The organism is Pseudomonas sp. GL_090 (genome assembly GCF_057837765.1).
Window position 1 is genome coordinate 6,111,342 of record NZ_CM174452.1, and the last position, 25,211, is coordinate 6,136,552.

General features: G+C 60.4%; 25 protein-coding genes, 1 other RNA gene and 1 pseudogene. 8 read left to right on the forward strand and 19 right to left on the reverse strand.

Annotated features, from left to right (window positions below):
* Positions 1 to 192: 192 nt before the first annotated feature.
* The 9 genes and pseudogenes from gcvH to AC3ITA_RS27715 form a co-directional block, all read right to left on the reverse strand.
* Positions 193 to 576: a glycine cleavage system protein GcvH gene (gene gcvH, locus AC3ITA_RS27675; protein WP_095945559.1), complete on the reverse strand. Its 384-nt coding sequence runs from the start codon at positions 574 to 576 to the stop codon at positions 193 to 195.
* 49 nt (positions 577 to 625) lie between these two features.
* Positions 626 to 1,708: a glycine cleavage system aminomethyltransferase GcvT gene (gene gcvT, locus AC3ITA_RS27680; protein WP_414929705.1), complete on the reverse strand. Its 1,083-nt coding sequence runs from the start codon at positions 1,706 to 1,708 to the stop codon at positions 626 to 628.
* Positions 1,709 to 1,864: 156 nt separating this feature from the next.
* Positions 1,865 to 3,481 (reverse strand): ABC transporter permease, encoded by a 1,617-nt coding sequence (locus AC3ITA_RS27685; protein WP_489278925.1) that lies wholly within the window; start codon positions 3,479 to 3,481, stop codon positions 1,865 to 1,867.
* Positions 3,482 to 3,685: 204 nt separating this feature from the next.
* The gene (locus tag AC3ITA_RS27690; RefSeq protein ID WP_095945555.1) at positions 3,686 to 4,690 is read right to left on the reverse strand and encodes an extracellular solute-binding protein; all 1,005 of its coding nucleotides are present in this window, start codon (positions 4,688 to 4,690) and stop codon (positions 3,686 to 3,688) included.
* A gap of 221 nt (positions 4,691 to 4,911) precedes the next feature.
* Complete coding sequence (locus AC3ITA_RS27695) at positions 4,912 to 6,129, reverse strand: 2-octaprenyl-3-methyl-6-methoxy-1,4-benzoquinol hydroxylase (RefSeq protein ID WP_172435392.1); 1,218 nt, start codon at positions 6,127 to 6,129, stop codon at positions 4,912 to 4,914.
* 9 nt (positions 6,130 to 6,138) lie between these two features.
* Positions 6,139 to 6,225 (reverse strand): annotated as a pseudogene (locus AC3ITA_RS27700) (tetrameric acyl-CoA thioesterase); the annotation flags it as partial.
* A 58-nt stretch (positions 6,226 to 6,283) separates the two neighbouring features.
* Positions 6,284 to 7,471 (reverse strand): 2-octaprenyl-6-methoxyphenyl hydroxylase, encoded by a 1,188-nt coding sequence (gene ubiH, locus AC3ITA_RS27705; protein ID WP_095945553.1) that lies wholly within the window; start codon positions 7,469 to 7,471, stop codon positions 6,284 to 6,286.
* Entirely contained in the window at positions 7,468 to 8,802 is a 1,335-nt protein-coding gene (gene pepP / locus AC3ITA_RS27710) for a Xaa-Pro aminopeptidase (protein WP_489278928.1), read from the reverse strand. The genes ubiH and pepP overlap by 4 nt, the downstream gene beginning before the upstream one ends.
* Before the next feature lie 27 nt (positions 8,803 to 8,829).
* Positions 8,830 to 9,387 carry a YecA/YgfB family protein gene (locus AC3ITA_RS27715; RefSeq protein ID WP_095945551.1) on the reverse strand — a complete coding sequence of 186 codons (558 nt, stop codon included), beginning with the start codon at positions 9,385 to 9,387 and terminating at the stop codon, positions 8,830 to 8,832.
* A 195-nt stretch (positions 9,388 to 9,582) separates the two neighbouring features.
* Between AC3ITA_RS27715 and AC3ITA_RS27720 the strand changes: the two genes are divergently transcribed.
* The 4 genes from AC3ITA_RS27720 (at position 9,583) to AC3ITA_RS27735 (ending at position 11,007) form a co-directional block, all read left to right on the forward strand.
* Positions 9,583 to 9,792, forward strand: coding sequence for a TIGR02449 family protein (locus tag AC3ITA_RS27720; protein ID WP_007982902.1), 210 nt, complete (start codon positions 9,583 to 9,585; stop codon positions 9,790 to 9,792).
* Positions 9,789 to 10,106, forward strand: a complete 318-nt coding sequence (locus AC3ITA_RS27725; RefSeq protein ID WP_007982900.1) for a cell division protein ZapA — start codon at positions 9,789 to 9,791, stop codon at positions 10,104 to 10,106. The genes AC3ITA_RS27720 and AC3ITA_RS27725 overlap by 4 nt, the downstream gene beginning before the upstream one ends.
* A gap of 30 nt (positions 10,107 to 10,136) precedes the next feature.
* Positions 10,137 to 10,315: non-coding RNA, 6S RNA (ssrS, locus tag AC3ITA_RS27730), on the forward strand.
* Positions 10,316 to 10,401: 86 nt separating this feature from the next.
* A complete protein-coding gene (locus tag AC3ITA_RS27735; protein ID WP_008048703.1) occupies positions 10,402 to 11,007 on the forward strand; it encodes a 5-formyltetrahydrofolate cyclo-ligase in 606 nt (201 codons plus the stop codon).
* Between the two features lie 35 nt (positions 11,008 to 11,042).
* Here AC3ITA_RS27735 and AC3ITA_RS27740 read toward each other — a convergent pair whose 3' ends face one another.
* Positions 11,043 to 11,198 (reverse strand): hypothetical protein, encoded by a 156-nt coding sequence (locus AC3ITA_RS27740; protein WP_007982896.1) that lies wholly within the window; start codon positions 11,196 to 11,198, stop codon positions 11,043 to 11,045.
* Positions 11,199 to 11,393: 195 nt separating this feature from the next.
* Here AC3ITA_RS27740 and AC3ITA_RS27745 point away from each other — a divergent pair, with 195 nt between their 5' ends.
* Positions 11,394 to 11,846 (forward strand): EVE domain-containing protein, encoded by a 453-nt coding sequence (locus tag AC3ITA_RS27745; RefSeq protein WP_414929704.1) that lies wholly within the window; start codon positions 11,394 to 11,396, stop codon positions 11,844 to 11,846.
* Between the two features lie 124 nt (positions 11,847 to 11,970).
* Here the strand turns inward: AC3ITA_RS27745 and AC3ITA_RS27750 are convergent, their stop codons facing one another.
* Complete coding sequence (locus tag AC3ITA_RS27750) at positions 11,971 to 12,378, reverse strand: flagellar basal body-associated protein FliL (RefSeq protein ID WP_414929703.1); 408 nt, start codon at positions 12,376 to 12,378, stop codon at positions 11,971 to 11,973.
* A gap of 150 nt (positions 12,379 to 12,528) precedes the next feature.
* On the opposite strand from AC3ITA_RS27750, the gene AC3ITA_RS27755 reads away from it, so the two are divergent.
* Complete coding sequence (locus tag AC3ITA_RS27755; RefSeq protein WP_086792362.1) at positions 12,529 to 13,506, forward strand: NADPH:quinone oxidoreductase family protein; 978 nt, start codon at positions 12,529 to 12,531, stop codon at positions 13,504 to 13,506.
* Between the two features lie 47 nt (positions 13,507 to 13,553).
* On the opposite strand, the gene AC3ITA_RS27760 is transcribed toward AC3ITA_RS27755, so the two are convergent.
* Positions 13,554 to 14,168 carry an energy transducer TonB gene (locus AC3ITA_RS27760; protein ID WP_414929702.1) on the reverse strand — a complete coding sequence of 205 codons (615 nt, stop codon included), beginning with the start codon at positions 14,166 to 14,168 and terminating at the stop codon, positions 13,554 to 13,556.
* Between the two features lie 326 nt (positions 14,169 to 14,494).
* Here AC3ITA_RS27760 and glpT point away from each other — a divergent pair, with 326 nt between their 5' ends.
* The gene (gene glpT / locus AC3ITA_RS27765) at positions 14,495 to 15,844 is read left to right on the forward strand and encodes a glycerol-3-phosphate transporter (RefSeq protein ID WP_150671981.1); all 1,350 of its coding nucleotides are present in this window, start codon (positions 14,495 to 14,497) and stop codon (positions 15,842 to 15,844) included.
* Here the strand turns inward: glpT and AC3ITA_RS27770 are convergent.
* The 7 genes from AC3ITA_RS27770 to AC3ITA_RS27800 all read right to left on the reverse strand — a co-directional run bounded on the left by AC3ITA_RS27770 (position 15,820) and on the right by AC3ITA_RS27800 (position 24,149).
* On the reverse strand, positions 15,820 to 16,488 hold the full coding sequence (locus AC3ITA_RS27770) for a gamma-glutamylcyclotransferase (RefSeq protein WP_053163718.1): 669 nt from the start codon (positions 16,486 to 16,488) through the stop codon (positions 15,820 to 15,822). The genes glpT and AC3ITA_RS27770 overlap by 25 nt on opposite strands.
* A 310-nt stretch (positions 16,489 to 16,798) precedes the next feature.
* Positions 16,799 to 17,767 carry a CDP-6-deoxy-delta-3,4-glucoseen reductase gene (locus AC3ITA_RS27775; protein WP_414929700.1) on the reverse strand — a complete coding sequence of 323 codons (969 nt, stop codon included), beginning with the start codon at positions 17,765 to 17,767 and terminating at the stop codon, positions 16,799 to 16,801.
* Positions 17,767 to 19,233, reverse strand: coding sequence for a 4-hydroxy-3-polyprenylbenzoate decarboxylase (gene ubiD, locus AC3ITA_RS27780; protein WP_008048693.1), 1,467 nt, complete (start codon positions 19,231 to 19,233; stop codon positions 17,767 to 17,769). The genes AC3ITA_RS27775 and ubiD overlap by 1 nt, the downstream gene beginning before the upstream one ends.
* A gap of 69 nt (positions 19,234 to 19,302) precedes the next feature.
* Entirely contained in the window at positions 19,303 to 21,288 is a 1,986-nt protein-coding gene (locus AC3ITA_RS27785) for an acyltransferase family protein (RefSeq protein ID WP_489278931.1), read from the reverse strand.
* A gap of 196 nt (positions 21,289 to 21,484) precedes the next feature.
* Positions 21,485 to 22,744, reverse strand: a complete 1,260-nt coding sequence (gene rho / locus AC3ITA_RS27790) for a transcription termination factor Rho (protein ID WP_003206716.1) — start codon at positions 22,742 to 22,744, stop codon at positions 21,485 to 21,487.
* A 247-nt stretch (positions 22,745 to 22,991) separates the two neighbouring features.
* The gene (gene trxA, locus AC3ITA_RS27795) at positions 22,992 to 23,321 is read right to left on the reverse strand and encodes a thioredoxin TrxA (protein ID WP_003206727.1); all 330 of its coding nucleotides are present in this window, start codon (positions 23,319 to 23,321) and stop codon (positions 22,992 to 22,994) included.
* A 120-nt stretch (positions 23,322 to 23,441) separates the two neighbouring features.
* Positions 23,442 to 24,149 carry a FadR/GntR family transcriptional regulator gene (locus AC3ITA_RS27800; protein ID WP_150671978.1) on the reverse strand — a complete coding sequence of 236 codons (708 nt, stop codon included), beginning with the start codon at positions 24,147 to 24,149 and terminating at the stop codon, positions 23,442 to 23,444.
* A 256-nt stretch (positions 24,150 to 24,405) separates the two neighbouring features.
* On the opposite strand from AC3ITA_RS27800, the gene AC3ITA_RS27805 reads away from it, so the two are divergent.
* A complete protein-coding gene (locus tag AC3ITA_RS27805; protein ID WP_095945541.1) occupies positions 24,406 to 25,191 on the forward strand; it encodes a transporter substrate-binding domain-containing protein in 786 nt (261 codons plus the stop codon).
* Positions 25,192 to 25,211: the final 20 nt, after the last annotated feature.

Consider the following 25,211-nt stretch of genomic DNA (forward strand, 5'->3'; position numbering starts at 1 on the left):
ACACCGTAACCGGTGTCCGGGATTACTTGACCAGTTCAGCCTGCTCGCGATGAACCTAAGAACACCGCGCGGTGTCAGGCTTCCAGCGCCATCGTTGACGACCATCGCGAGCAGGCTCGCTCCTACAGGTAAGGATTTGTCAGGCAAAAAAAAGCCCCGACGGGTCGGGGCTTTGGGGGTGACGCTTGAAGCTTATTCGCCGATGGCGGCCTTGTAGCCGGCGGCATCCAGCAGTTTTTCCAGCTCGGCGGTATCGCTTGGCTTGAGCTTGAAGATCCACGCGCCGTACGGATCGGAGTTGAGCAGCTCAGGCTCGCCGCTCAGCGCTTCGTTGACCGCGATCACTTCACCGCTGATCGGTGCATAAATGTCGGAAGCTGCTTTAACCGACTCAACGACACCCGACTGATCACCGGCGGCAAACACGTTGCCGACTTCAGTCAGCTCGACAAACACCACGTCACCCAGCGCTTCCTGCGCGTGATCGCTGATGCCCACGGTGACGGTGCCATCGGCTTCCAGACGTGCCCATTCGTGACTTTCGGCAAAACGCAGGTCGGCAGGGATATTGCTCATGTTCTGTGTCCTCAGGAAAAGGGTCGGCGGTCATGCCCGCCAGAAAAGGTTAGATCAAGGTTTTGCCGTGACGTACGAAGGTCGGTTTGACCACCCGGACCGGGTACCACTTGCCACGGATTTCCACTTCAGCGCGGTCGGCTGTTGCCATCGGCACGCGCGCCAGTGCAATCGACTTGCTAAGCGTAGGAGAGAAACTACCACTGGTGATCTCCCCTTCGCCAACATCGGCGATGCGGACCACTTGATGAGCGCGCAAAACACCACGTTCTTCAAGGACCAGACCGACCAGTTTGTGCTGTACACCGGCGGCCTTTTCGGCTTCCAGGGCCTTGCGCCCGATGAACTGCCGGGTGGCGGGTTCCCAGGCGATGGTCCAGGCCATATTGGAGGCCAACGGTGAAATGTCTTGCTGGATGTCCTGGCCGTAAAGGTTCATGCCGGCTTCGACCCGCAAGGTATCCCGCGCGCCGAGGCCGATGGGAGAAATCCCGGCTCCGACCAGATCGTTGAAGAAGCCTGGCGCCTGATCGGCCGGCAGAATGATTTCCAGGCCGTCTTCGCCGGTATAACCGGTGCGCGCGATGAACCAGTCACCATCGGACAGGCCTTCGAAGGGCTTGAGGAGCTGGATCAGGTTGCCGCGGGACTGGCTGACCAGTTCGGCAATTTTCTGCCGGGCGTGGGGGCCCTGGATGGCCAGCATCGCCAACTCGGAACGCTCGCGAAGTTGCACGTCGAAACCGTTGAGATGGGCTTGCATCCACGCCATGTCCTGGTCGCGGGTGGAGGCATTCACCACCAGACGATAACCCTCATCGAGACGATAGACGATCATGTCGTCGACGATGCCGCCCTGCTCGTTGAGCATGGTGCTGTACAACGCACGGCCGGGGCTGTGCAGGCGTTCGACATCATTGGCCAGCAAATGCTGAAGCCAGGCTTTGGCCTGGGCGCCGCCGACGTCGATTACGGTCATGTGGGATACATCGAAGACACCGCAATCGCGGCGCACCTGATGGTGCTCCTCGACCTGCGATCCATAATGCAGAGGCATGTCCCAACCGCCAAAATCGACCATCTTCGCGCCGAGTGCGAGATGAAGGTCGTACAGAGGCGTACGCTGTCCCATGGGTTTCTCCTTCCGGGCGTGGCGAAGGTGCGGACAAGCGCTGCACGGACTGAATGCCTTGATACAAAGGGCCTTCAACCGATTTCAGCCACCTGATCTGTCAGACGGACCGCACCGAATGCCGCGCATTGTAGCCGCAAGGTGTAGGACTGACACCTAGCTGTTTCGATGTGCTGAGCGCCGGATCAATCCGATGACCGGTAACAGCCCGACCAGCACCAGGGTCAATGCCGGCAAAGACGCCCGGGCCCATTCGCCTTCGCTGGTCATTTCGAAGATTCGCACCGCCAGCGTGTCCCAACCAAACGGGCGCATCAGCAGGGTCGCGGGCATTTCCTTGAGCACATCGACGAACACCAGCAGCGCGGCGCTCAACGTGCCGGGTAGCAATAATGGCAGATACACTTTGAAAAACAGTCGTGGCCCACTGACGCCAAGGCTACGTGCCGCTTCGGGCAAAGATGGCCGTATACGCGCCAGACTGCTTTCCAGCGGCCCGTAGGCCACTGCAATGAAGCGCACCAGATAGGCCAGCAGCAACGCCGACAGACTGCCCAGCAGCAGCGGCTTGCCCGCGCCACCGAGCCAGCCCGAGAGCGGGATCACCAGCTCGCGATCCAGGTAACTGAACGCCAGCATGATCGACACCGCCAGCACCGAACCAGGCAAGGCGTAGCCCAGGTTGGCCAGGCTGATCCCGGAACGAATGACCCGGGTGGGTGCCAGTCGTCGGGCAAACGCCAGTAACAAGGCGACGCTGACGGTGATCAACGCCGCCATCGCCCCCAGGTACAAGGTGTGGACGATCAACCCGGTGTAGCGCTCGTCGAGATCGAAGCGCCCGCGCAGCCAGAACCACACTGCCAACTGCAGCATCGGGATAACAAAAGCGCAGGCGAACACCAGACCGCACCAAGTCGTCGCCGCCAATGCCTTGAGGCCTCGCAAGTGATACAGCGCCTTGACCCGTGGTCGCTCGTTGCTCGCCCGGTTGACCCCACGGGCACGCCGTTCGCCGTAGAGCATGAGCATCACCACCAGCAGCAACAGACTGGCCAGTTGCGCGGCGGACGACAGGCTGAAAAAACCGTACCAGGTCTTGTAGATGGCAGTGGTGAAGGTATCGAAGTTGAACACCGACACGGCGCCGAAGTCCGCCAGGGTTTCCATCAGCGCCAATGCCACGCCCGCGCCAATGGCTGGTCGTGCCATGGGCAACGCCACCCGCCAGAACGCTTGCCAGGGCGATTGGCCAAGGACCCGCGCGGCTTCCATCAGGCCTTTGCCCTGGGCGAGGAAAGCCGTGCGCGCCAGCAGATAGACATAGGGATAGAAAACCAGCACCAGCACCACAATCACACCGCCCGTGGAACGCACGCGCGGCAGCCGCAGACCACTGCCAAACCACTCTCGTAGCAAGGTCTGCACGGGCCCGGCGAAATCCAGCAGGCCGACGAAAACAAAGGCCAGCACATAGGCCGGGATCGCGAAGGGCAGCATCAGAGCCCAGTCCAGCCAGCGCCGGCCGGGGAATTCGCAAAGGCTGGTGAGCCATGCCAGGCTGACACCCAGGACTGTCACGCCGACACCGACGCCTAGCACCAGGGTCAAGGTATTGCCCAGCAAACGCGGCATCTGTGTGTCCCAGAGATGGGACCAGATCTGTTGATCGACGGTTTGCCAGGAAAGCAGCAGAACGCTCAGGGGCAACAGGACCAGCGCAGCGATGGCGAAGACGACTGGATACCAGCGGCGTTGGGCGGGATGGGCCAAAGGCTTGGTTCTCTACTATCTAATGGATGAGATCGACACTGTAGGAGCGAGCTTGCTCGCGAAAAACGTCAACGATAACGCGGGGAACCTGACGGTCCGCGGTGCCCTGACGCTCATCGCGAGCAAGCTCGCTCCTACATCGTCAGAGGCGCGCAACGCAAAAACAAACGCCCCGCATAGGCGGGGCGCAGTATATAGGGCGACTTAGTTCCAGCCAGCCTTGTCCATCAGGCGAATCGCCTCGGCCTGGCGCTTGCCGGCGATTTCCACAGGCAAGGTATCAGCGATGAACTTGCCCCATGCGGCGACTTCAGCCGATGGCTGCACGGCCGGGTTCGCCGGGAACTCCTGGTTCACGTCGGCAAAGATTTTCTGCGCTTCAGGGGTGGTCATCCACTCCACCAGGGCCTTGGCCGCTTCCGGGTGTGGCGCGTGCTGGGTCAGGCCGATACCCGACAGGTTGATGTGTACGCCACGGTCAGCCTGGTTCGGCCAGAACAGTTTCACCGGCAGGTCTGGCCTCTGCTTGTGCAGGCGGCCGTAGTAGTAGGTGTTGACGATACCAACGTCGCACTGACCGGCGTTGATCGCTTCCAGCACGGCGGTGTCGTCGGAGAACACGTCAGTGGAGAGGTTCTTGACCCAGCCCTTGAGGATTTCCTCGGTCTTATCAGCGCCGTGCACTTCGATCATGGTCGCGGTCAGGGACTGGTTATAGACCTTCTTCGCCGTGCGCAGGCACAGCCGGCCTTCCCATTGCTTGTCGGCCAGCGCTTCGTAGGTGGTCAGTTCACCCGGCTTCACCCGATCAGTGGAGTAGGCAATGGTCCGCGCCCGCAGGCTCAGGCCGGTCCAGGCATGGGAGGCGGCCCGGTACTGCAGCGGAATGTTGGCGTCGATGGTTTTCGAGGTGAACGGCTGGAGGATGCCCATCTGCTCGGCTTGCCAGAGGTTGCCGGCATCGACGGTGAGCAGCAGGTCGGCCGGCGTGTTCGCGCCTTCGGCCTTGAGCCGCTGCATCAGCGGCGCTTCCTTGTCGGTGATGAACTTCACCTTCACGCCAGTCTTGGCGGTGTAGGCATCGAATACTGGCTTGATCAGCTCGTCGATTCGCGAGGAGTAGACCACCACCTCGTCAGCGGCCTGGGCGGCGGTGCTGCCGATCAGGGTCAAGGCCAGTGCAGTCAGTAGACGCTTCGGTGCCAACATGGGAGCGGTCTCTCGATTGAAAAATGAGGGCAAATGATAAGGACTCACATTTAGCTTCTCAATCGAAGCTGGCAGCGGAGGAGTTACCGGATGTTGCACAAGCAGAAATTGAGGGCGAATGTGCCGCCGTCTTCGCGAGCAGGCTCGCTCCCACATTTGAAATGCATTCCAGGGTGGGAGCGAGCCTGCTCGCGAAGAGGCCATCAGCCTCAATATAGAAGTCAGGCTTTGGCAAGCGCCGGCAAATCCCCGGTCAACCCCAGCGCTTCCCGCACGAACAACGCCTTGGCTTCCGGCATTTTCTCGACCATTTTCAACCCGGTATTACGCAACCAACGCACCGGCAACGGATCGGCCTGGAACAAGCGCTCAAAGCCTTCCATTGCGGCCATCAGCGCCAGGTTGTGGGGCATGCGTCGACGCTCGTAACGGCTAAGGACTTTCACATCAGCCAGGCGTTCGCCACGCGTTGCCGCTTGCAGCAACACTTCTGCCAATACGGCGGCATCGAGGAATCCGAGATTCACCCCCTGCCCGGCCAACGGGTGAATGGTGTGGGCCGCGTCGCCGATCAATGCCAGGCCTTCAGCCACATAACGCTTGGCATGCCGCTGGCGCAGAGGCACACACAGGCGCGGGTCGGCGCTGAGCACCTCGCCGAGCCGACCTTCGAAGGCCCGCTCCAGTTCCTTGCAGAAACCTTGTTCATCCATCGCCATCAAACGTTCGGCTTCGCCGGGTGTGGTCGACCAGACGATCGAACACCAATCTTGTTGGCCGTCTCGCTCCAGCGGCAGAAACGCCAACGGACCGTTATCGGTGAAGCGTTGCCAGGCCGTCATCTGATGCGGCTTGGCACAACGCACACTGGTGACGATGGCATGGTGCAGATAATCCCATTCGCGGGTCGCCACACCGGCCAGGCGTCGCACCGCCGAGTTGGCGCCATCCGCCGCGATCACCAGCGGTGCACGCAAGGTGCGGCCGTCGGCCAGGGTCAGCAGCCAGTCGTCGCCGGAGCGGCGCATCTGCTCCAGCCGCGCATTGGCCAGCAGCCCCAGGTCGCAATCGTGCAAGCGCTCGAGCAAGGCATCCTGGACCACGCGGTTTTCGACGATATGCCCCAGCACTTCGGCATGCACGCTGGCCGCCGAGAAGTGGATTTGCCCGGTGCCGCTGCCATCCCAGACCTGCATGTCGGTATAGGGGCTGCTGCGTCGCCCGGCGATGCCTTCCCACACGCCAAGGCGCTCGAGAATCCGCTGGCTGGCGGCCGACAAGGCGCTCACCCGCGGCTCAAACGCAGCCTGCGCGTTGAACGGTTTGACGCTCATGGGGCTGCCGTCCAGCAGCAGGACTTCCAGCCCGCTGTCCTGCAACGCCAGCGCCAGGGCGCTGCCGACCATTCCGGCCCCGACAATCAGCAGATCTGCGCGCATTTCCATGCTTTAAGCCTGTCTCTCTTGCGGCTTGAGCCGCACGTAAAGGGTTTTCCCGACACACGCCACCAAGTGGCAGGAGCCGTCATGAATGTCGAACCTGCAGGCAGGTATTTTTATCAATCGCGCCTTGCCGAGTCCGCGGATCAGCCAGTCACGCATCCGGTCGCGTACCCAGCCCCATCGCCTGCCGGGCAAACCAGCGTTTGGCCGGTGGCAGCAGATCCAGGCCGAGCAAGCCGATGTTGCGACCCAGGGACACCAACGGCTGGGTGCTGCCGAACAGGCGCGTAACCTGATCGGAGAAACCCACGGTGAGGTCCTGATCGAGACGCTGGCGTTCGCGATAGGCCTGTAACGTGGCGAAGTCGCCCAAAGGTTTCTCACTGGCGAGCAAGGCATCGGCCAGGGCCTGGGCATCGCGCAGGGACAGGTTGAACCCCTGGCCGGCAATCGGATGCAGGCTGTGCGCCGCGTTGCCGAGAATGGCCAGATGCGGGCGCACCTGTTCTTCGGCCTCGACCAGTGTCAGCGGATACAGATGCCGCGCACCGACCTGCTTCAATGTGCCTAGGCGATAACCGAACACACCCTGCAACTCGCTGAGGAAACTGCGCTCATCGAGGGCCGCCAGCCGTTGCGCGTCCATGCCCAGGCGGGTCCAGACCAGTGCGCAGCGATTATCCGGGAGCGGCAGCAACGCCATCGGGCCTTCGTCGGTGAAACGCTCGAAGGCCATGCCGTTGTGGGCTTCGCTCGGGGTGATGTTGGCGATCAGCGCGCTCTGGTTGTACGGACGCTTGCGGATGCCGATCCCCAGTTGCTCGCGCAAGCCGGAGCGCCCGCCATCGGCGAGCACCGCAAGGTCGCATTCCAGGGTGGTTTCATCGTTGAGGGTCAGGCGGTAGCCGTCGGTCAGCGGCTCCATGCGGGTGACTTCCGCCGGGCAACGCCAACTGATCACGTCCTTGTCCAGGCCTTGCCACAGGCATTGGCCGAGCCAGGCATTTTCAACGACATAACCCAGCGCTGGAACACCCTCTTCCATCGCCGACAAACGGGCGGTGGAGAAGCGCCCACGGTCGGAAACATGAATCTGCTTGATCGGCTCGGCGCGGCGCGAGACTTCTTGCCAGACGCTCAGCCGTTGATAGATTTGCCGCGAGCCGAAGGACAACGCCGAGGAACGGGCATCGTAACTCGGTTGATAGCTGTCGCCAGGGGCGAACGGCTCGATCAACACGATCTTCCAACCCCGGGCCTTGGCCCCGGCCTGAAGCGCCAGTGCCAGGCTTGCACCGACCAGCCCGCCACCGATAATTGCCAGGTTGACGCGACTCATGCTGCCTGTGTCCGCGCGGCGGCCATCAGGGCCTCGATCTCGGCGACAGTTTTCGGCACGCCGCTCGTCAATATTTCACAGCCGGTTTTGGTGACCACTACGTCGTCCTCGATGCGCACGCCAATGCCGCGCCATTTCTTCGCAACATTCTGGTTGTCCGGGGCAATATAGATCCCCGGCTCCACAGTCAGCGCCATGCCGACTTCCAGCACGCGCCACTCACCGCCGACCTTGTATTCGCCGACGTCATGCACATCCATGCCCAGCCAATGGCCGGCGCGGTGCATGTAAAATGCCTTGTAGGCTTCGCTGGCGATCAGTTCGTCAACGTCGCCCCGCAGCAACCCCAGCTTGACCAGCCCGGCGGTGATGACCCGAACCGTGGCCTCGTGCGCCTGGTTCCAGTGCTTGTTCGGGGCGATTTCGGCAAAGGCGGCTTCCTGGGAGGCCAGCACCAATTCGTAAATCGCTTTCTGTTCCGCTGAATACTTGCCGCTGACCGGAAAGGTTCGGGTGATGTCGCTGGCGTAGCAGTCGATCTCGCATCCGGCGTCGATCAGCACCAGATCACCCTCCTTGAGCACCGCGTCATTCTGCTGGTAATGCAGGATGCAGCTGTTGCGCCCCGCCGCGACGATCGACCCGTAGGCCGGCATCTTCGCCCCGCCCTTGCGGAATTCGTAATCGAGCTCGGCTTCCAGGCTGAATTCGTGCAACCCGGCGCGACAGGCCTGCATGGCCCGTACATGCGCCTGGGCGGAAATCCGCGCCGCTTCGCGCATCACTTTCACTTCTGCCGCCGATTTATACAGGCGCATGTCGTGCAGCAGATGATCCAGGGCAACGAATTCGTTCGGCGGCTGGGCACCGAGGTTGGCCTTGGAGCGGATCACGTTGATCCACTCCATCAGGTGGCGGTCGAATTCGGGGTTGCTGCCCATGGCCGAATACACCCGGTCACGGCCTTCGATCAGGCCCGGCAGGATGTCGTCGATATCAGTGATCGGAAAGGCGTCATCGGCGCCGAAGTCGCGAATAGCGCCCTCTTGCCCGGCACGCAGGCCATCCCACAGCTCGCGCTCGGCGTTACGTTCGCGGCAGAACAGGATGTATTCGCCATGCACGCGCCCCGGCATCAGCACCAGTACGGCCTGGGGCTCGGGAAAACCGCTGAGGTACTGGAAGTCGCTGTCCTGGCGGTAGACGTGCTCGACATCGCGGTTACGAATGGCCACCGCGGCAGCGGGCAGGATGGCGATGCTGTTGGGTTCCATCTGCGCCATCAGGGCCTTGCGGCGACGGCTGTATTCCGATTTCGGGATATGGATCATGGGCAGATGGTTTTCCCTTTCTTACGATTAATGCAAAGACGGTTTGGCGGCGGCCGGCACGTCTTTTTTGGTCTCGGAGAACAGCAGCAGCGGTGCGACGCGCAGGTACTCCATGACTTCCATATAGTCGTTTTCACCGTCGTCGGACTCTTCCAGGGCATCTTGCACCTGGGAAATGGCCGCCAGATCCTGCAGCACCTCGGTGGCCTCGGTGCTCAGGGCGCTGCTGTCACGGCAGTTCAGGCCGAAGCCGCTGAGGAAACCCTGGCACCACTGGCCCAGTGCGGCGGCACGGTCGGCTAGCGGCGCATCGTCGGTCGGCAGCAGCAGAACGACGGTCACGTCATCGCCGGTGAGCTCGCCTTTTACCATCTCTTGCAGGCCGATCAGGGCGTTGCGAACGTTGTCCTGAGGCTCGCTTTCGAGCAGTTCGGCGGCGTCGATCAACCAGCCTTCGGCGTCGAAACCGGCGCCGGCGCAGCTGCGGCCGAGCAACAGGCCGTGCAGTTCGGCAGGCGAGACGTTGTGACCGCTGGAAGTCAGCAGGGTGGCGAAGGCTTGGTACGGGGAATTCTGAATGGTCATGGGCAGCTAGGCGCCAGACGGCGCTATGTCTAGAATGAAGGCCTTGTATCCTACATCGACTACCCCTGTAGGAGCGAGCTTGCTCGCGATGGTCGCCAACGATAACGCTGGGTACCTGACGCCCCGCGGTGCTCCCAGGTTCATCGCGAGCAAGCTCGCTCCTACAAGTCCAACACCCATCAGACAGTGAAGACAATGGAAGACACCGACCTGCAAGCGCTGATGGCCAGACTCGAGCTGCTGATTACACGAGTCGAGCAACTTAAGAGTCAAAACGGACTCTTACTAGCTCAGGAAAAGACCTGGCGCGAGGAACGCGCGCACCTCATTGAAAAAAACGAAATCGCCCGGCGTAAGGTCGAATCGATGATTTCGCGCCTCAAGGCCCTGGAGCAAGACTCATGAGTTCAAGCAATAGCGTCACCGTGCAGATCCTCGACAAAGAGTATTCGATCATCTGCCCTCAGGAAGAGCGCAGCAATCTGGTCAGCGCCGCCCGTTATCTGGACGGCAAGATGCGCGAGATCCGCAGCAGCGGAAAAGTCATCGGTGCCGACCGTATCGCCGTGATGGCCGCGCTGAACATCACCCATGACCTGCTGCACAAGGAAGAACGCCCGGATATCCAGGCCAGCGGTTCGACCCGCGAACAGGTGCGTGACCTGCTCGATCGCGTCGATCTGGCACTCGCCACCGATCCGGACGTCACCAAAGGCTGATTCGCGCCGCCGCTTGCGGTATAATCCCCTCACTCCCTGGGGTGCTTGCCAGTTGGCGATGTCCCTGAGCCGATTTGCTATACCCTGGAGGTTGCACGTTGGGCTGGTGTGCATGTCCGCTAGACGGAAAGCCTTAAAGCCTACTGCATCTTCCACCTTGAACTTTCGGGTTCAAGGGCTAAGTCGACAGCGGCACATTCGGGGAGCCTGATTTCAGTCCAATGCCGGTTTTGATACCGGCATTGGCGTTTTTACGGGTACGCTTCACGTATCCGCACTGTTGAAGCCCGAATACATGACCGAACCTGCGCTGCTCCCCCGCCCGCAACTTCGACGCATGCTGCGCAAGGCCCGCCGCGCACTGACTCCCAGTCAGCAGCGCCAGGCCGCTCGCGGGCTGTACAAGCAATTGGCCCAGCAACCGCTGTTCCGTCGCGCCCGGCACATCTCCCTCTACTTGCCCACCGACGGTGAAATCGATCCGCGCCTGTTGCTGCGCGCCGCACAACGCCGGGGCAAAGCCACCTATCTACCGGTGCTGAGCGCCTGGCCACGAACCAAAATGGTGTTCCAGCGCATCCGTCCCGGGGAAAAACTCAAACCCAACCGCTTCCGCATTCTCGAACCTCGGGCCAACCTCGCCCGGCAGCGCAAAATCTGGGCACTGGATCTGGTGCTGTTGCCATTGGTGGGTTTTGACGATGTCGGCGGACGCCTGGGGATGGGCGGTGGCTTCTACGACCGGAGCCTGGCCTACCTGGCGCGACGAAACGACTGGCGCAAGCCGACGCTGCTGGGGCTGGCCCATGAATGTCAGAAGGTGGCGCGATTGGCTCAGGCGAGCTGGGATGTGCCGCTGCAAGGAACGGTGACGGACAAGGCCTGGTATTACGCAGGCTAGGCGCCACTTCGATCAGCGGCGCCGAGGCAACAGGATCAGCGCTTGAAGGCTGTCGACTGTTGCTGCAATTGGGCGAGCTCGACCGGTGCATCGGTCTTGTTGGCCCACAGGCTTTGGGCATAGCCAGTGGTCACGACGCCAAGGCCAAACAAAATGACCAAAATCCATAGTAAATCCGGTTTGCGTTTCATCGATTGCCCCCCAAAGGCACATCAACACGATGACAGCAGCGGTTTCCGTTTGTAGGCCGTGCAGCAGCGTCAAGCTTTAAAGGCCGGCATTTTGCGACAACGTGAACCGCTGCGCAAATGCTGACGCCAACCGACTGTCGGTTTGTCATAAAATCGCCGACAAGCTGCTCAATCACCACGCAAGGAGCAAAAGACATGGCCTATTGGCTGATGAAATCCGAGCCCGACGAACTCTCGATCAAAGGGCTGGAAAAGCTCGGCAAAGCGCGCTGGGACGGGGTTCGCAACTATCAGGCACGCAATTTCCTGCGGGCCATGGCGGTGGGGGATGAGTTCTTTTTCTATCATTCCAGCTGCCCTGAGCCGGGCATCGCCGGAATCGGCAGGATTGTCGAAGCCGCGTATCCGGACCCGACGGCGCTGGAGCCGGAAAGTCATTACTACGACCCCAAGGCAACTGCGGACAAAAACGCCTGGAGCGCGATTGATGTCGCGCATGTCGAGACCTTTGCCCGGGTGCTGAAACTGGATTATCTGAAGCAGCAGACAGCGCTGGCTGAGTTGCCGCTGGTGCAGAAAGGCTCGCGGTTATCGGTGATGCCGGTGACGACGGAGCAGTGGGCGGCGGTGATTGCCCTAAAACCGTAGGATTTGCAGCATCTTTAGAATGCTATCGCGAGCAGGCTCGCTCCCACACTGGATCTACATTCACTGAAGATCCCCTGTGGGAGCGAGCCTGCTCGCGAAGACGGCGGCACAGGCAATAAAAGAGTTACTGAATGATCAGGTTGTTGAACAACAGATCCTCAACCACCGGCTTACCGGTTTCATCGTTCATCACCTGCTGGGCCTGCTTCAGCGCTTCCTGACGCAGTTTCTCCTTGGCCTCGACGTTGTTCATCGTTTCGGTGGTCTGCTGGGCGAACAGCGCGACCAATTGATTGCGGATCAACGGCTCATTGGCCTTCACCGCTTTGGCGGCCTCGTCACCGGTCACTCGTAACGCCACATCAGCCTTGTAGACCTTCAGTTTCGGCGTGCCGTCCAACCCGTAGTTACCCACGAACGGCGGGCTCAGGGTGATGTAGCTGACCTTCGGAGCAGCATCTTCTTTGGCTTCTTCGGCCACCGCTGCCACAGGCAGAAACAGGGCCAGCATCAACATGATCCACGCTTTCAAAATTCGCTCCTTATCCGGTTTGCGGCCTAGCATAACGACCCGCCGCGCAAGCACAAGCTTATGGCTGACTATCAGGGCCGGGCATGCTCGTTGACCCGTCGACCCACACACCTACACTTATCGGCCATCACTCCCAAAGGAATAGCCCTGATGAAAGCCGTGCTGTGCAAAGCCTTCGGCCCTGCCGAATCGCTGGTGCTGGAAGACGTCGCCAGTCCTGTCGCGAAGAAAAATGAAATCCTGCTGGAGGTGCACGCCGCCGGGGTCAACTTCCCCGACACGTTGATCATCGAGGGCAAATACCAGTTCAAGCCGCCCTTCCCGTTTTCACCGGGTGGTGAAGCGGCCGGCGTGGTCAGCGCAGTGGGTGAAAAAGTCAGTCACTTGAAAGTCGGTGACCGGGTCATGGCCCTGACCGGCTGGGGCAGCTTTGCCGAGCAGGTCGCCGTGCCGGGCTACAACGTGCTGCCGATCCCGCCATCGATGGACTTCAACACCGCCGCTGCCTTCAGCATGACTTATGGCACCTCGATGCACGCGCTCAAGCAACGCGGCAACCTGCAACCGGGTGAAACCCTGCTGGTGCTCGGTGCTTCTGGTGGCGTCGGCCTCGCGGCAGTAGAGATCGGCAAAGCCATGGGCGCCAGGGTGATCGCCGCGGCCAGCAGCGCAGAGAAACTCGCCGTGGCCAAGGCCGCCGGCGCCGACGAACTGATCAACTACAGCGAAACCAGCCTGAAGGACGAAATCAAGCGCCTGACCGACGGCCAGGGCGCCGACGTGATCTACGACCCGGTCGGCGGCGACCTGTTCGACCAGGCCATCCGCGCCATCGCCTGGAACGGCCGACTGCTGGTGGTCGGCTTCGCCAGCGGGCGCATTCCCGAATTGCCGGTCAACCTGGCTCTGCTCAAAGGCGCGGCAGTGCTCGGCGTGTTCTGGGGTTCGTTCGCCCAACGCCAACCGCAGGACAACGCGGCGAACTTCCAGCAACTGTTTGGCTGGTTTGCCGAAGGCAAGCTCAAGCCGCTGGTGTCCCAGGTGTATCCGCTGAGCAATGCGGCGCAGGCGATCAATGACCTTGGCCAGCGTAAAGCGGTCGGGAAAGTGGTGGTGCAGGTTCGCTGAATCTCTCTGTAAAAAAGCGCGGCCATTTAGCCGCGCTCTTTTTGCCGTCAAAGCAACACCCGAATCTCCTCCGGCAAAAACCGCACATACCGACTCGCCGGATGTGCGTTACACCGCTGCACAATCGAACGCACGCTGGCGTTGAGCTTGGCAATCAGAGCCAGACGTTTCTCTTCCGGCAATTGCGTCGGTGAAAGCGAGTGAGTCAGGTAACTACGGGTCCAGCTGAAAACCGGCAGGTCCACCCATGAGGAAGTGGCAATGTTCAACGATGCCCCTGCAATAGCACTGCATTTCAGCCGCTCCAATTCCTTGTTGACGTGGAAGGAATGTTCTCTGTCCAGCCTGTATTCCATGGGGGCGACCACAATGATTTGCGCAGGCTGATCCTCGGTAATTGTCCACGGCTTGAATCGCCATTGGTTGACTGCGGCCAATGACGCCTCTTCGAGTTCGGGATGTGCACTTTGCACAATAACGGCATTACTGACTGATCCATCGGCCTTCACCGTCATACTGACACGCACCATGCCGGTGACACCCGCCCGATGCAGCGCCACCGGATAGACCGGCTTCGGATTATTCTCGGGTATCAGGAACACCTCCCCGGCCCTGACATCCATGGACGCCACCAACAACAGCACGCATACCCACCACCGCATGTCCCTCTCCCTTCGCCTGCAACGCCAGACCTGGCAACAGCAAAAAGGTTAAAGCGCCGGGGCATTCGGCATAACGCCATGACTTCCGCTTTAAACGAAGGACGTTTCCTAAAGACCCGCCCTAATTCAGGTACATCAAGCGCCCGCTAACTAAACAGGTAACGCTTCCTACAACGCCCCTCACTTACATCTGAGCGACATGTTCATAAAGGAACGCGCGATATCCAACATTTCCGCTGTTTTGCCGATGAGAACCGGTGCTATTTTCGGTAACGAAACTGTAACATTCGTATCCGCAGTCAAAACAAGAAATCTGGAGCTCTTGAATGTTTGCTTTCTTTCGTCCTGCCGCACATCAGGCTCCATTGCCTGAAGAAAAAATAGACAGCACCTACCGACGCCTGCGCTGGCAGATTTTCGCCGGCATTTTCATTGGCTATGCCGGTTACTACCTGCTGCGCAAGAACTTCTCCCTGGCCATGCCGTACCTGATCGACGAGGGCTACTCCCGTGGTCAGTTGGGTCTGGCGATGTCCGCCATTGCGATTGCCTACGGCCTGTCGAAGTTCCTGATGGGCCTGGTGTCCGACCGCTCCAACCCGCGCTTCTTCCTGCCGTTCGGCCTGTTAGTGTCGGCCGGGGTGATGTTCGTTTTCGGTTTCGCGCCGTGGGCGACGTCCAGCGTGACCATGATGTTCATTCTGCTGTTCATCAACGGCTGGGCGCAGGGCATGGGTTGGCCGCCGAGTGGCCGGACCATGGTGCACTGGTGGTCGCAGAAGGAACGTGGCGGCGTGGTGTCCGTGTGGAACGTGGCGCATAACGTCGGCGGTGGCCTGATCGGCCCGCTGTTCCTGATCGGCATGGGCCTGTTCAATGACTGGCACGCCGCGTTCTACGTACCGGCAGCCGTGGCGCTGGCGGTAGCGGTGTTTGCCTTTGTGACCATGCGCGACACCCCTCAATCGGTTGGCCTGCCGCCGATCGAGCAGTACAAGAACGACTACCCGGAAGGCTACGACGCCAGCCACGAAGAGGAATTCAGCGCCAAGGAAATCTTCGTCAAATACGTGCTGCGCAACAAAATGCTCTGGTACATCGCCCTGGCCAACGTCTTTGTCTATCTGCTGCGCTACGGCGTACTGGACTGGGCGCCGACCTACCTCAAGGAAGCCAAGGGTTTCACGGTGGATAAGACCTCGTGGGCGTACTTCTTCTACGAGTGGGCAGGTATTCCGGGCACGCTGCTGTGCGGCTGGATGTCGGACAAGATCTTCCGTGGCAACCGTGGCCTGACCGGCATGGTGTTCATGGCATTGGTGACGGTCGCGACGCTGGTTTACTGGCTCAACCCGGCCGGCAATCCGATGGTCGACATGATCGCGCTGCTTTCCATTGGCTTCCTGATCTACGGCCCGGTAATGCTGATCGGCCTGCAGGCACTGGAACTGGCACCGAAGAAAGCGGCCGGTACGGCGGCGGGCTTTACCGGTCTGTTCGGTTACTTGGGCGGTTCGGTCGCGGCCAGTGCAGCAATGGGCTACACCGTGGACCATTTCGGTTGGGACGGCGGCTTCGTGCTGCTGGTCGGCGCCTGCCTGTTGGCGATGGCCTTCCTGGCCCCGACACTACGGCACAAACAAATCGCCAGTCAGGGCCGCGAAGCACTCGCTTGATCGGCCTTTGATTTACAGCGCTTGAGCCGCGCCTCCAGATTCCGGTCTGGCATGGCGTGGCTGCGCAGGGCGTGCGCGGTCTGCTCGACATAATCGCGAGTGGTGCCGTAGCGCCCGCAGGCGTTTTCGAACACATGGCTCAGCACATGGTCCGGCAAGTTGCCAGCATAGCTGGGCAGGTGTCGCTCCAGCACAAAACCCAATGCCTGTACCTGGCTGCCATCTTCGAGACGGCAGTTGAGCCAGTGCGGGCGGTAGGACGGGAAAGGCATCTCGCGCTGCCAAAGTGCATAGAGCGAGGCTTCGAGTTGCTCCTCTGGCAAGCGATAGGCGAAACCGCTGCAAGAACCGCCACGGTCCAGGCCAAACACCAGGCCGGGCATTTCCGGCGTGCCGCGATGTTCGTGGGACCACAGGTACAACCCGCGATGATAGCCATGCACTCGGCCGCGAACCCGCTCAACCGCCGTGCATTCAGGGCGCCAGATCAGCGAACCATACGCAAACAACCAGACCGGCCCACCCTTGTGGCGCGCCATGGTCGATTGCATCGAGCCGAGCAATTGTTCGTGAGTGAGCTGCGGTCCCAGATCGAGCCGCGGAGGGTAAGCCAGATTCAAAAAAGCAGATTCAATGGCGCTCATGGCGAATAGCGTTCAGCTCCCCGCGGGTGAAGAATTACTTAATAGAACGCACAGCTGTAACAATAAGGCACATAAGTTTTAAGGCAATTTGAATGCCATGGCACCGCACTTATTTAAATGCCTGAATGAGATATAACCTACCGAGATTTATAAAAGATTATAAATACCGATAGGCTATATAGAGAGTTATAACCTGTAGGAGCGAGCTTGCTCGCGATGATCGTTAACGATTACGCGGGGAGTCAGGCTGTCCGCGGCGCTCTTGAGTCCATCGCGAGCAGTCTCGCTCCTACAGTGTGGAGGGGCAATATCAGGATCTGGGGGCATACGCAAAAACGTCGGCGCGCATCTGGTGAGCGTCCATCCCCGCTTCCACCAGCGCATCCAGCGTGCCGTAGACCATGGCCGGAGAGCCACTGGCGTATACGTGCAGCGGCTTGAGGTCAGGGAAGTCTTCACAGACCGCTTCATGCAACATGCCGCACCGCCCTTCCCAACCGCATTGATCACTGACGACCTTGTGCAGGAACAGGTTGGGCAACTTCAGCCATTCGTCCCAATGCTCGATTTGATAAAAATCTTCAGGACGACGCACGCCCCAATACAGATGCACCGGATGCTTGAAACCCGAGGCCCGGCAATGTTCGATCAGGCCATGGACCTGGCCCATGCCGGTACCCGCGGCGATCAGCACGAGAGGACCGTCCGGCAACTCCTCCAGGTGGGTATCACCAAACGGCAATTCGACCCGCACCATGTTGTTGCGCTGCAGCTGTTCAATCAGATTCAACGCACTGGATTCGCGCGCCAGTACGTGGATTTCCAGGTCGCGCCCCGCATGCGGGGCCGAGGCGAGAGAGAAGGCGGATTTTTCGCCGTTCTCGCGTTCGATCATCAGGTACTGACCGGCGTGGTAGCGCGGCGGTTTGCCGGCCGGAGCCCGCAGACGCACGCGCCAGGTGTCGCCGCCCACCTCCTTGCACTCAATGACCTGACACGACACGCTGCGCACCGGCAGTTCTCCCAGCGCGAGCACGCCATCCCACAGCACGATGCAGTCTTCCAGCGGCTCCGCTATGCAAGTGTAGAACTCGCCATGGTCGCGCACATCGCCGGCCTGCTCGACCCGTCCTTCCACCAGCAGCGCCGCGCACACGTGGCAATTGCCGTTGCGGCAGCTTTGCGGGCATTCGTAGCCCAGACGTCGCGCGCCATCGAGAATCCGCTCGCCGGGCAATGTCTCAAGCACTGCTCCGGAGGGCTGCAAGGTTACACGCATCAATCTATTCCTAACTGATTCCAGATGGCATCGATCCGCTGGGTCACGGCATCGTCCTTGACGATGACCCGCCCCCATTCACGGGTAGTTTCGCCCGGCCATTTATGCGTGGCATCGAGGCCCATTTTCGACCCCAGGCCGGACACCGGCGAGGCGAAGTCCAAGTAGTCGATCGGCGTGTTGTCGATCATCACCGTGTCGCGCTTGGGGTCCATGCGCGTGGTGATGGCCCAGATCACGTCGTTCCAGTCCCGGGCGTTGATATCGTCGTCGGTGACGATAACGAACTTGGTGTACATGAACTGTCGCAAAAACGACCAGACACCCAGCATTACCCGCTTGGCATGGCCCGGATACGACTTCTTCATGGTCACGATGGCCATGCGGTACGAGCAGCCTTCGGGCGGCAGGTAGAAGTCGGTGATCTCCGGGAACTGCTTCTGCAGGATCGGCACGAACACTTCGTTCAATGCCACGCCGAGGATTGCCGGCTCATCCGGCGGACGGCCGGTGTAGGTGCTGTGGTAGATCGGCTTGATCCGGTGGGTGATGCGTTCGACGGTGAATACCGGGAAGCTGTCGACTTCATTGTAGTAACCGGTATGGTCGCCGTACGGGCCTTCATCGGCCATCTCGCCCGGATGGATCACGCCCTCGAGGATGATTTCGGCGGTGGCCGGCACTTGCAGATCGTTGCCACGGCACTTCACCAGCTCAGTGCGGTTACCGCGCAGCAGGCCTGCGAAGGCGTATTCGGAAAGGCTGTCGGGCACCGGGGTCACGGCACCGAGGATGGTCGCCGGGTCAGCGCCCAGGGCCACGGAAACCGGGAACGGCTGGCCCGGGTGCTTTTCGCACCACTCGCGGTAATCCAGCGCGCCGCCACGGTGGCTCAGCCAGCGCATGATGACCTTGTTACGGCCAATCACCTGCTGACGATAGATGCCGAGGTTCTGGCGATCCTTGTTCGGGCCTTTGGTGACGGTCAGGCCCCAGGTGATCAACGGACCGACGTCGCCCGGCCAGCAGGTCTGCACCGGCAGCATGGCCAGATCGACGTCGTCGCCTTCGATGACCACTTCCTGACACACCGCGTCCTTGACGACTTTGGGCGCCATCGAAATGATCTTGCGGAAGATCGGCAGCTTGGACCAGGCATCCTTCAGGCCTTTCGGCGGCTCGGGTTCCTTGAGGAACGCCAGCAGCTTGCCGATCTCGCGCAGCTCGCTGACCGACTCGGCCCCCATGCCCATGGCGACCCGCTCGGGGGTGCCGAACAGGTTGCCGAGCACCGGGATGTCATAGCCTGTCGGCTTTTCGAACAACAGCGCCGGGCCTTTGGCACGCAGCGTGCGATCACACACCTCGGTCATCTCCAGCACTGGAGAGACGGGAATCTGGATGCGTTTCAACTCTCCGCGCTGCTCAAGCTGCTGCACGAAATCCCGAAGATCCTTGAATTTCATTGATGATGGCACTCGAAAAATAGGCGTACATCCTACCTGCTCTGCCGGCCGCTGGCAGCTTATCGCTGCTTATCTGGATGCATTTCCCGGGTTTACCTCGGCTTGCAGACTGACAAACAGCGGTTCGAGGATCGGCGCCACCCACCGCGCACCGACTTCCGAGAGATGATTGTCATCGGTGTACAACGAGTAGCCGCCGCGTTCGGCGCGGCACAGGCCGTTTGCATCACATAACCTCGGCGCCGGGTCCACCACCTGTACCGCCGGGTCTTGCGCCAGTTGTGCGAACAATTGACTGATGAATGCCTGGCGCGTGTGGTGCTCTGCGAGTGCCAGCCCGACATCGTCGACAGGACGGGCCAGCATTGCCAGACGGGTGAGACGATACGGTGGACTGAAGGCCTGCAACGGCACCTCTTTTACCAGCCAGACCCGATGCCCGCCGGCACGCAATTGCGCGACTCGTGCACGCAAGCCATCGGCCAGACGTTGTTCGGCACGGGCGCGGTCGTAATGCCCATCAGTGTTTTTCAGCGCGTGGCCCAGATCACCTTTGCCGTCGCCGTAGAGGTACAGGCTCCAGTGCGCGACCAACACCACATCGGCGACAGCTTGCGGCTTCAAGGCCTGTTCAACGCGTCGATTGAACCGCGCACAACGCGCATCATGCTCCAGGCCTTCGACAGGCAAACAACCAGCAGAACTGGCGAGCATCACGTTGACACCATGGATCTTGGCCCCCTCGTTGAAAACCGGAATCAACGCCGTGGCATGGCTATCGCCCCAGACAAGCGCTGGGGGCAGGCGGTTTTGCGCGCCATAACGGCAGAACAATTTGTCATCCGGCGTCTTGTCATCGGCCAGGCAGGCCATGAGCTCTGGCCGCCATTCGCGCCCCTTGGCGTATTGCAGGGCCTGGTCAGACAGACGCCACGGCATGCCGTCGGTCCATCGCAAGGTCTGCCCGGCCAGGCCGAGTACCAGGACACCGCAGGCGCCGGCGAGCAGAATCTGCCGGCGTCCAGCGAACAGGCGACGCTCACGAAACGGGGTTTCGACGAACTTCCACGACAGATAACCCAGCACCAGCGTCAGCAGAATCAACCCGGCACTGTCGAAAGCACCCGGTTCACTGACGCTGGCATAGCGGGAGAATACGAACACCGGCCAGTGCCACAGGTACCAGGAATAAGAAATCAGGCCGAGGCCTACCATTATCCGACTGCTCAAAAACTGACCAATCCAGGTTTCACGATGACCGTTGGTCAAAATCATCAGCACCACGCCAAGCACCGGCAGCAACGCCGCGACGCCAGGAAATGGCGTGGCCTTGTCATAACCGAACACCGCCAACAGGATCAGCACCATGCCAAACAGGCTCAGCCACTGCGCCGCCATCGGCTTGAGACGCCATGCAGACTTGGGCACTACCGCCAGCATCGCACCGGCCAATAGCTCCCACGCACGCATCGGCAGCAGGAAGAAGGCTTTTTCCGGATGATGGGCGACGGCCCACACGCTCAAGCCAAAAGACAGCAGCAATACGCCGAACAGCGCCGGCCGCCAATGTTTCAGACGACTCGACAGCAGTGTCAGCAGCAACGGGAAGACGATGTAAAACTGCTCCTCCACCGCCAGCGACCAGGTGTGCAGCAGAGGTTTGAGATCGGAGGCGACATCGAAATAGCCGTCCTGGCGCATGAACAGGATGTTGGACACGAACATCACCTGGTAACGCACCGACCGCCCCAGTTCCTCGTAATCCTTCGGTGCCAGCAAATACCAGCCGACCGCCAGCACCGCGACGATCATCGCGAACAACGCCGGCAAAATCCGCCGCGCACGCCGGGCCCAGAAATCGACGAAGCTGAATTGCCCGGTCTGGCGCTGATTCCAGATGATCGACGTGATCAGGTAACCGGAAATCACGAAAAACACGTCCACGCCGACAAAGCCGCCGGTAAACCCCGGAACGCCAAAATGAAACAGCACGACAGCGATCACCGCCACTGCGCGCAAGCCGTCGATATCCCTTCGATAAGCCAGTGAGCTCATAAAAATTAAACCAGTCAGATCGTTGTTTCAGCGCGCTTGAGCATCGTCCCCGGAGATGACTGCTGACGCGGCTGGTTGAAGTGCTAACCAACTGACCCTGGCCAATCAAAAACCTCCCATGGTCCGGGCAAAAAATTGCAGGCAAAAAAAATGGCGCCCCACCGGGGCGCCATTCTCTTGAACTCAACGGGCGATGTTACTTGCGTTTCATCGACAGGAAGAATTCATCGTTGGTCTTGGTCGTTTTCAGCTTGTCGACCAGGAACTCGATGGCAGCGACTTCATCCATCGGATGCAGCAGCTTGCGCAGGATCCACATGCGCTGCAGCTCGTCGTCGGCAGTCAGCAACTCTTCGCGGCGGGTACCGGAACGGTTGATGTTGATGGCCGGGAAGACGCGCTTTTCAGCGATACGGCGATCCAGCGGCAACTCCATGTTGCCGGTGCCTTTGAATTCCTCGTAGATCACTTCGTCCATCTTCGAGCCGGTTTCAACCAACGCGGTGGCGATGATGGTTAGCGAGCCGCCTTCTTCGATGTTCCGCGCCGCGCCGAAGAAACGCTTCGGTTTCTCCAGGGCGTGGGCATCGACACCACCGGTCAGTACCTTGCCGGAGCTCGGGATCACGGTGTTGTAGGCGCGAGCCAGACGGGTGATGGAGTCGAGCAGGATCACCACGTCTTTCTTGTGCTCGACCAGGCGCTTGGCCTTCTCGATCACCATTTCGGCAACCTGCACGTGGCGGGTTGGCGGCTCGTCGAACGTCGAGGCAACCACTTCGCCGCGCACGGTGCGCTGCATTTCGGTTACTTCTTCCGGACGTTCGTCGATCAGCAGCACGATCAGGTGAACTTCTGGGTTGTTACGCGCGATGTTCGCGGCGATGTTCTGCAGCATGATCGTCTTGCCCGCTTTCGGCGGTGCAACGATCAGACCGCGCTGGCCTTTACCGATCGGGGCGCACAGGTCGATGACACGACCGGTCAAGTCTTCGGTGGAACCGTTACCGGCCTCCATCTTCATGCGCACGGTCGGGAACAGCGGAGTCAGGTTCTCGAAGAGAATCTTGTTTTTCGCGTTTTCCGGACGGTCGAAGTTGATCGTGTCGACCTTGAGCAGCGCGAAATAACGCTCGCCTTCCTTTGGAGGACGGATCTTGCCAACGATGGTGTCACCGGTGCGCAAGTTGAAACGACGGATCTGGCTCGGCGAGACGTAGATATCGTCTGGACCGGCGAGATAGGAAGCGTCAGCGGAGCGCAGGAAGCCGAAGCCGTCCTGGAGAATCTCCAGCACGCCATCACCGGAGATTTCCTCGCCGCTTTTAGCGTGCTTTTTGAGCAGGGAGAAAATCACGTCCTGCTTGCGCGAACGGGCCATATTTTCTATGCCCATCTGTTCGGCCAATTCGAGCAGTTCGGTAATCGGCTTTTGCTTGAGTTCAGTCAGATTCATATAGGAATGACGTAATCATTTATGGAGGGGGGAAATTAAGCTTTTGGCTTAATGAGGCCGCGCCGCAGAGAAGGCGACAGGATCGCGTACTTATTCGAAAAGGAGTGCGTCGGCGACGGCTAGCAGGGGGCAGTGGAGAAACCAGTGCGGGGCCGAATGTACCACCTGAGTTTAGGAGCGTCTAGCCCTGAATACGCAAAAAGCCCCGCTATTTGCGGGGCTTTTTCAGGATACTTTGCAGCGACGCTTAGATGTTGGCGTCGAGGAAGGCAGCCAGTTGCGACTTCGACAGTGCGCCGACCTTGGTCGCTTCAACGTTGCCGTTCTTGAACAGCATCAGGGTCGGGATACCACGTACGCCGTGCTTGGCCGGGGTTTCCTGGTTTTCGTCGATGTTCAGCTTGGCAACGGTCAGCTTGCCTTTGTAAGTCTCGGCAATTTCGTCCAGAACCGGAGCGATCATTTTGCAAGGGCCGCACCATTCAGCCCAGTAGTCGACCAGTACAGCGCCTTCGGCCTTGAGTACGTCGGCCTCGAAGCTAGCGTCGCTAACGTGTTTGATAAGATCGCTGCTCATGGAATTCTCCAGGTTGTAAGCAAAAAAACGTGGCCCATCATAGCTGCCCTTCCCTCGTTCAGGAAGGTGCAGATGATTGAGTCTCGCTATGGTGATTCATGAGTTTGGGTATAGCTCAGGTCATGAAGTGACGGGAGCGATGAACGCGATTCCGGTGCGCAACGCGGCATTGCGTACGTGCTCCTGCATGGCCTTTTGCGCGGCGCCAGACGCTCGGCGGGCCAGCGCACGAAGGATTTTGCGGTGCTCCTGCCAGGTTTCCATGGCCCGCTCGACCCGGATGAACGGTAGCTTCTGGCTTTCCAGGAAGATGTCGGCGCTGGCGGTCAGGATGCTCAGCATCGCCTGATTGCCGCTGGCCCGCAGGATGCGGCGGTGGAATTCGAAATCCAGGCGGGCCGCGGCTTCGAAGTCGCCGGACTTCAACTCGTTGCGCATGGCGGCGACATTGTCTTCCAGTGCATCGAGTTCGTCGGTGCTCAAGGTTACGGCCGCCAACCCCGCCGCAAAACCTTCCAGCGCATAGCGCAACTGAAAGATGTCCAGCGGCGAAGCCTGTGCCGCGAACGGCCAGCCCGGCACCGCATCGCCGCGCGGCAACTCCACCGGCGACTGCACGAACACGCCTTTGCCCGGCTGGATGCTGATGACGCCCAGTGCGCTCAGCGATGACAACGCCTCGCGCAACGACGCCCGACTGACCCCCAATTGCACCGCCAGGCCCCGTTGCGAGGGCAAGGCATCCCCCGGCCCGAAGCCCTGTTCGGTAATCAGTTTGCGGATGGCTTGCAGCGCCACTTCAGGTACGGCGCGAGAGATCGAGTTCATGGTTTTCCAGACGAACCAGGCCAAGGTGGCCCCAGTTGTAAAGCTATTCACGACGCCCGGCAAGTCGTGCCCCATGGGGGTTCGGCAATTTTCCTGGCTGCGCTATCGGAGTGCGAAATACAACCTGACTGTTCAGACCAGTAAGACCGTTCGGCACCAGCAAAACCGCGCTCTGGCGCCCCCAAAACCCTAAGTTGGCATGGCCCATGCTCTGTCGATCCGCAGAAATCACTTCTTGCCGATCCGGAGATTTTCCATGACCCAGCGTTACAGCGCCCTCATCAAAGCCCTGTTTGCCAGCCTGATGCTGAGCCAGGCACCCGCCCACGCCGACGGCCTGGAGGATGTGGTCAAGCGCGGCGTCCTCAAGGTGGCCGTGCCCCAGGACTTCCCGCCCTTCGGTTCGGTCGGCCCGGACATGAAACCCCGCGGCCTCGACATCGATACAGCCAAACTGCTGGCCGACCAGCTCAAGGTCAAACTCGAACTGACCCCGGTCAACAGCACCAACCGCATCCCGTTCCTCACCACCGGCAAGGTCGACCTGGTGATCTCCAGCCTCGGCAAGAACCCGGAGCGTGAAAAGGTCATCGACTTCTCCCGTGCCTACGCGCCGTTCTACCTCGCCGTGTTCGGTCCGCCAGACGCCGACATCAAGAGCCTGGACGACCTCAAGGGCAAGACCATCAGCGTCACCCGTGGCGCCATCGAAGACATCGAGCTGACCAAGGTCGCCCCCGAAGGCGTGACCATCAAGCGTTTCGAAGACAACAACTCGACCATTGCCGCGTACCTGGCCGGGCAAGTCGACCTGATCGCCAGCGGCAACGTGGTGATGGTCGCCATCAGCGAGAAAAGCCCGAAACGCGTGCCGGCGCTGAAACTGAAGCTCAAGGATTCGCCGGTCTACGTCGGCGTCAACAAGAACGAGCCGGCGCTGCTGGGCAAGGTCAACCAGATCCTCGTGACCGCCAAGAGCGACGGCGCGCTGGAAAAGAACGCCCTGACCTGGCTGAAAGAACCGTTGCCGGCCGATCTCTGATTCGGCGCGCTGGAGACGTT

Coding starts and splice junctions, on each gene's coding strand:
- AC3ITA_RS27800 (WP_150671978.1), bottom strand. CDS start 24,149: ATGAACTCGATCTCTCGCGCCGTACCTGAAGTGGCGCTGCAAGCCATC.
- AC3ITA_RS27740 (WP_007982896.1), bottom strand. CDS start 11,198: ATGAAACGCAAACCGGATTTACTATGGATTTTGGTCATTTTGTTTGGC.
- AC3ITA_RS27725 (WP_007982900.1), top strand. CDS start 9,789: ATGAGTTCAAGCAATAGCGTCACCGTGCAGATCCTCGACAAAGAGTAT.
- AC3ITA_RS27690 (WP_095945555.1), bottom strand. CDS start 4,690: ATGTTGGCACCGAAGCGTCTACTGACTGCACTGGCCTTGACCCTGATC.
- AC3ITA_RS27745 (WP_414929704.1), top strand. CDS start 11,394: ATGGCCTATTGGCTGATGAAATCCGAGCCCGACGAACTCTCGATCAAA.
- AC3ITA_RS27785 (WP_489278931.1), bottom strand. CDS start 21,288: ATGAGCTCACTGGCTTATCGAAGGGATATCGACGGCTTGCGCGCAGTG.
- AC3ITA_RS27760 (WP_414929702.1), bottom strand. CDS start 14,168: ATGCGGTGGTGGGTATGCGTGCTGTTGTTGGTGGCGTCCATGGATGTC.
- gcvH (WP_095945559.1), bottom strand. CDS start 576: ATGAGCAATATCCCTGCCGACCTGCGTTTTGCCGAAAGTCACGAATGG.
- AC3ITA_RS27735 (WP_008048703.1), top strand. CDS start 10,402: ATGACCGAACCTGCGCTGCTCCCCCGCCCGCAACTTCGACGCATGCTG.
- AC3ITA_RS27770 (WP_053163718.1), bottom strand. CDS start 16,488: ATGAGCGCCATTGAATCTGCTTTTTTGAATCTGGCTTACCCTCCGCGG.
- ubiD (WP_008048693.1), bottom strand. CDS start 19,233: ATGAAATTCAAGGATCTTCGGGATTTCGTGCAGCAGCTTGAGCAGCGC.
- AC3ITA_RS27715 (WP_095945551.1), bottom strand. CDS start 9,387: ATGACCATTCAGAATTCCCCGTACCAAGCCTTCGCCACCCTGCTGACT.
- rho (WP_003206716.1), bottom strand. CDS start 22,744: ATGAATCTGACTGAACTCAAGCAAAAGCCGATTACCGAACTGCTCGAA.
- AC3ITA_RS27720 (WP_007982902.1), top strand. CDS start 9,583: ATGGAAGACACCGACCTGCAAGCGCTGATGGCCAGACTCGAGCTGCTG.
- AC3ITA_RS27695 (WP_172435392.1), bottom strand. CDS start 6,129: ATGCGCGCAGATCTGCTGATTGTCGGGGCCGGAATGGTCGGCAGCGCC.
- trxA (WP_003206727.1), bottom strand. CDS start 23,321: ATGAGCAGCGATCTTATCAAACACGTTAGCGACGCTAGCTTCGAGGCC.
- ubiH (WP_095945553.1), bottom strand. CDS start 7,471: ATGAGTCGCGTCAACCTGGCAATTATCGGTGGCGGGCTGGTCGGTGCA.
- AC3ITA_RS27805 (WP_095945541.1), top strand. CDS start 24,406: ATGACCCAGCGTTACAGCGCCCTCATCAAAGCCCTGTTTGCCAGCCTG.
- AC3ITA_RS27755 (WP_086792362.1), top strand. CDS start 12,529: ATGAAAGCCGTGCTGTGCAAAGCCTTCGGCCCTGCCGAATCGCTGGTG.
- AC3ITA_RS27775 (WP_414929700.1), bottom strand. CDS start 17,767: ATGCGTGTAACCTTGCAGCCCTCCGGAGCAGTGCTTGAGACATTGCCC.
- glpT (WP_150671981.1), top strand. CDS start 14,495: ATGTTTGCTTTCTTTCGTCCTGCCGCACATCAGGCTCCATTGCCTGAA.
- pepP (WP_489278928.1), bottom strand. CDS start 8,802: ATGATCCATATCCCGAAATCGGAATACAGCCGTCGCCGCAAGGCCCTG.
- gcvT (WP_414929705.1), bottom strand. CDS start 1,708: ATGGGACAGCGTACGCCTCTGTACGACCTTCATCTCGCACTCGGCGCG.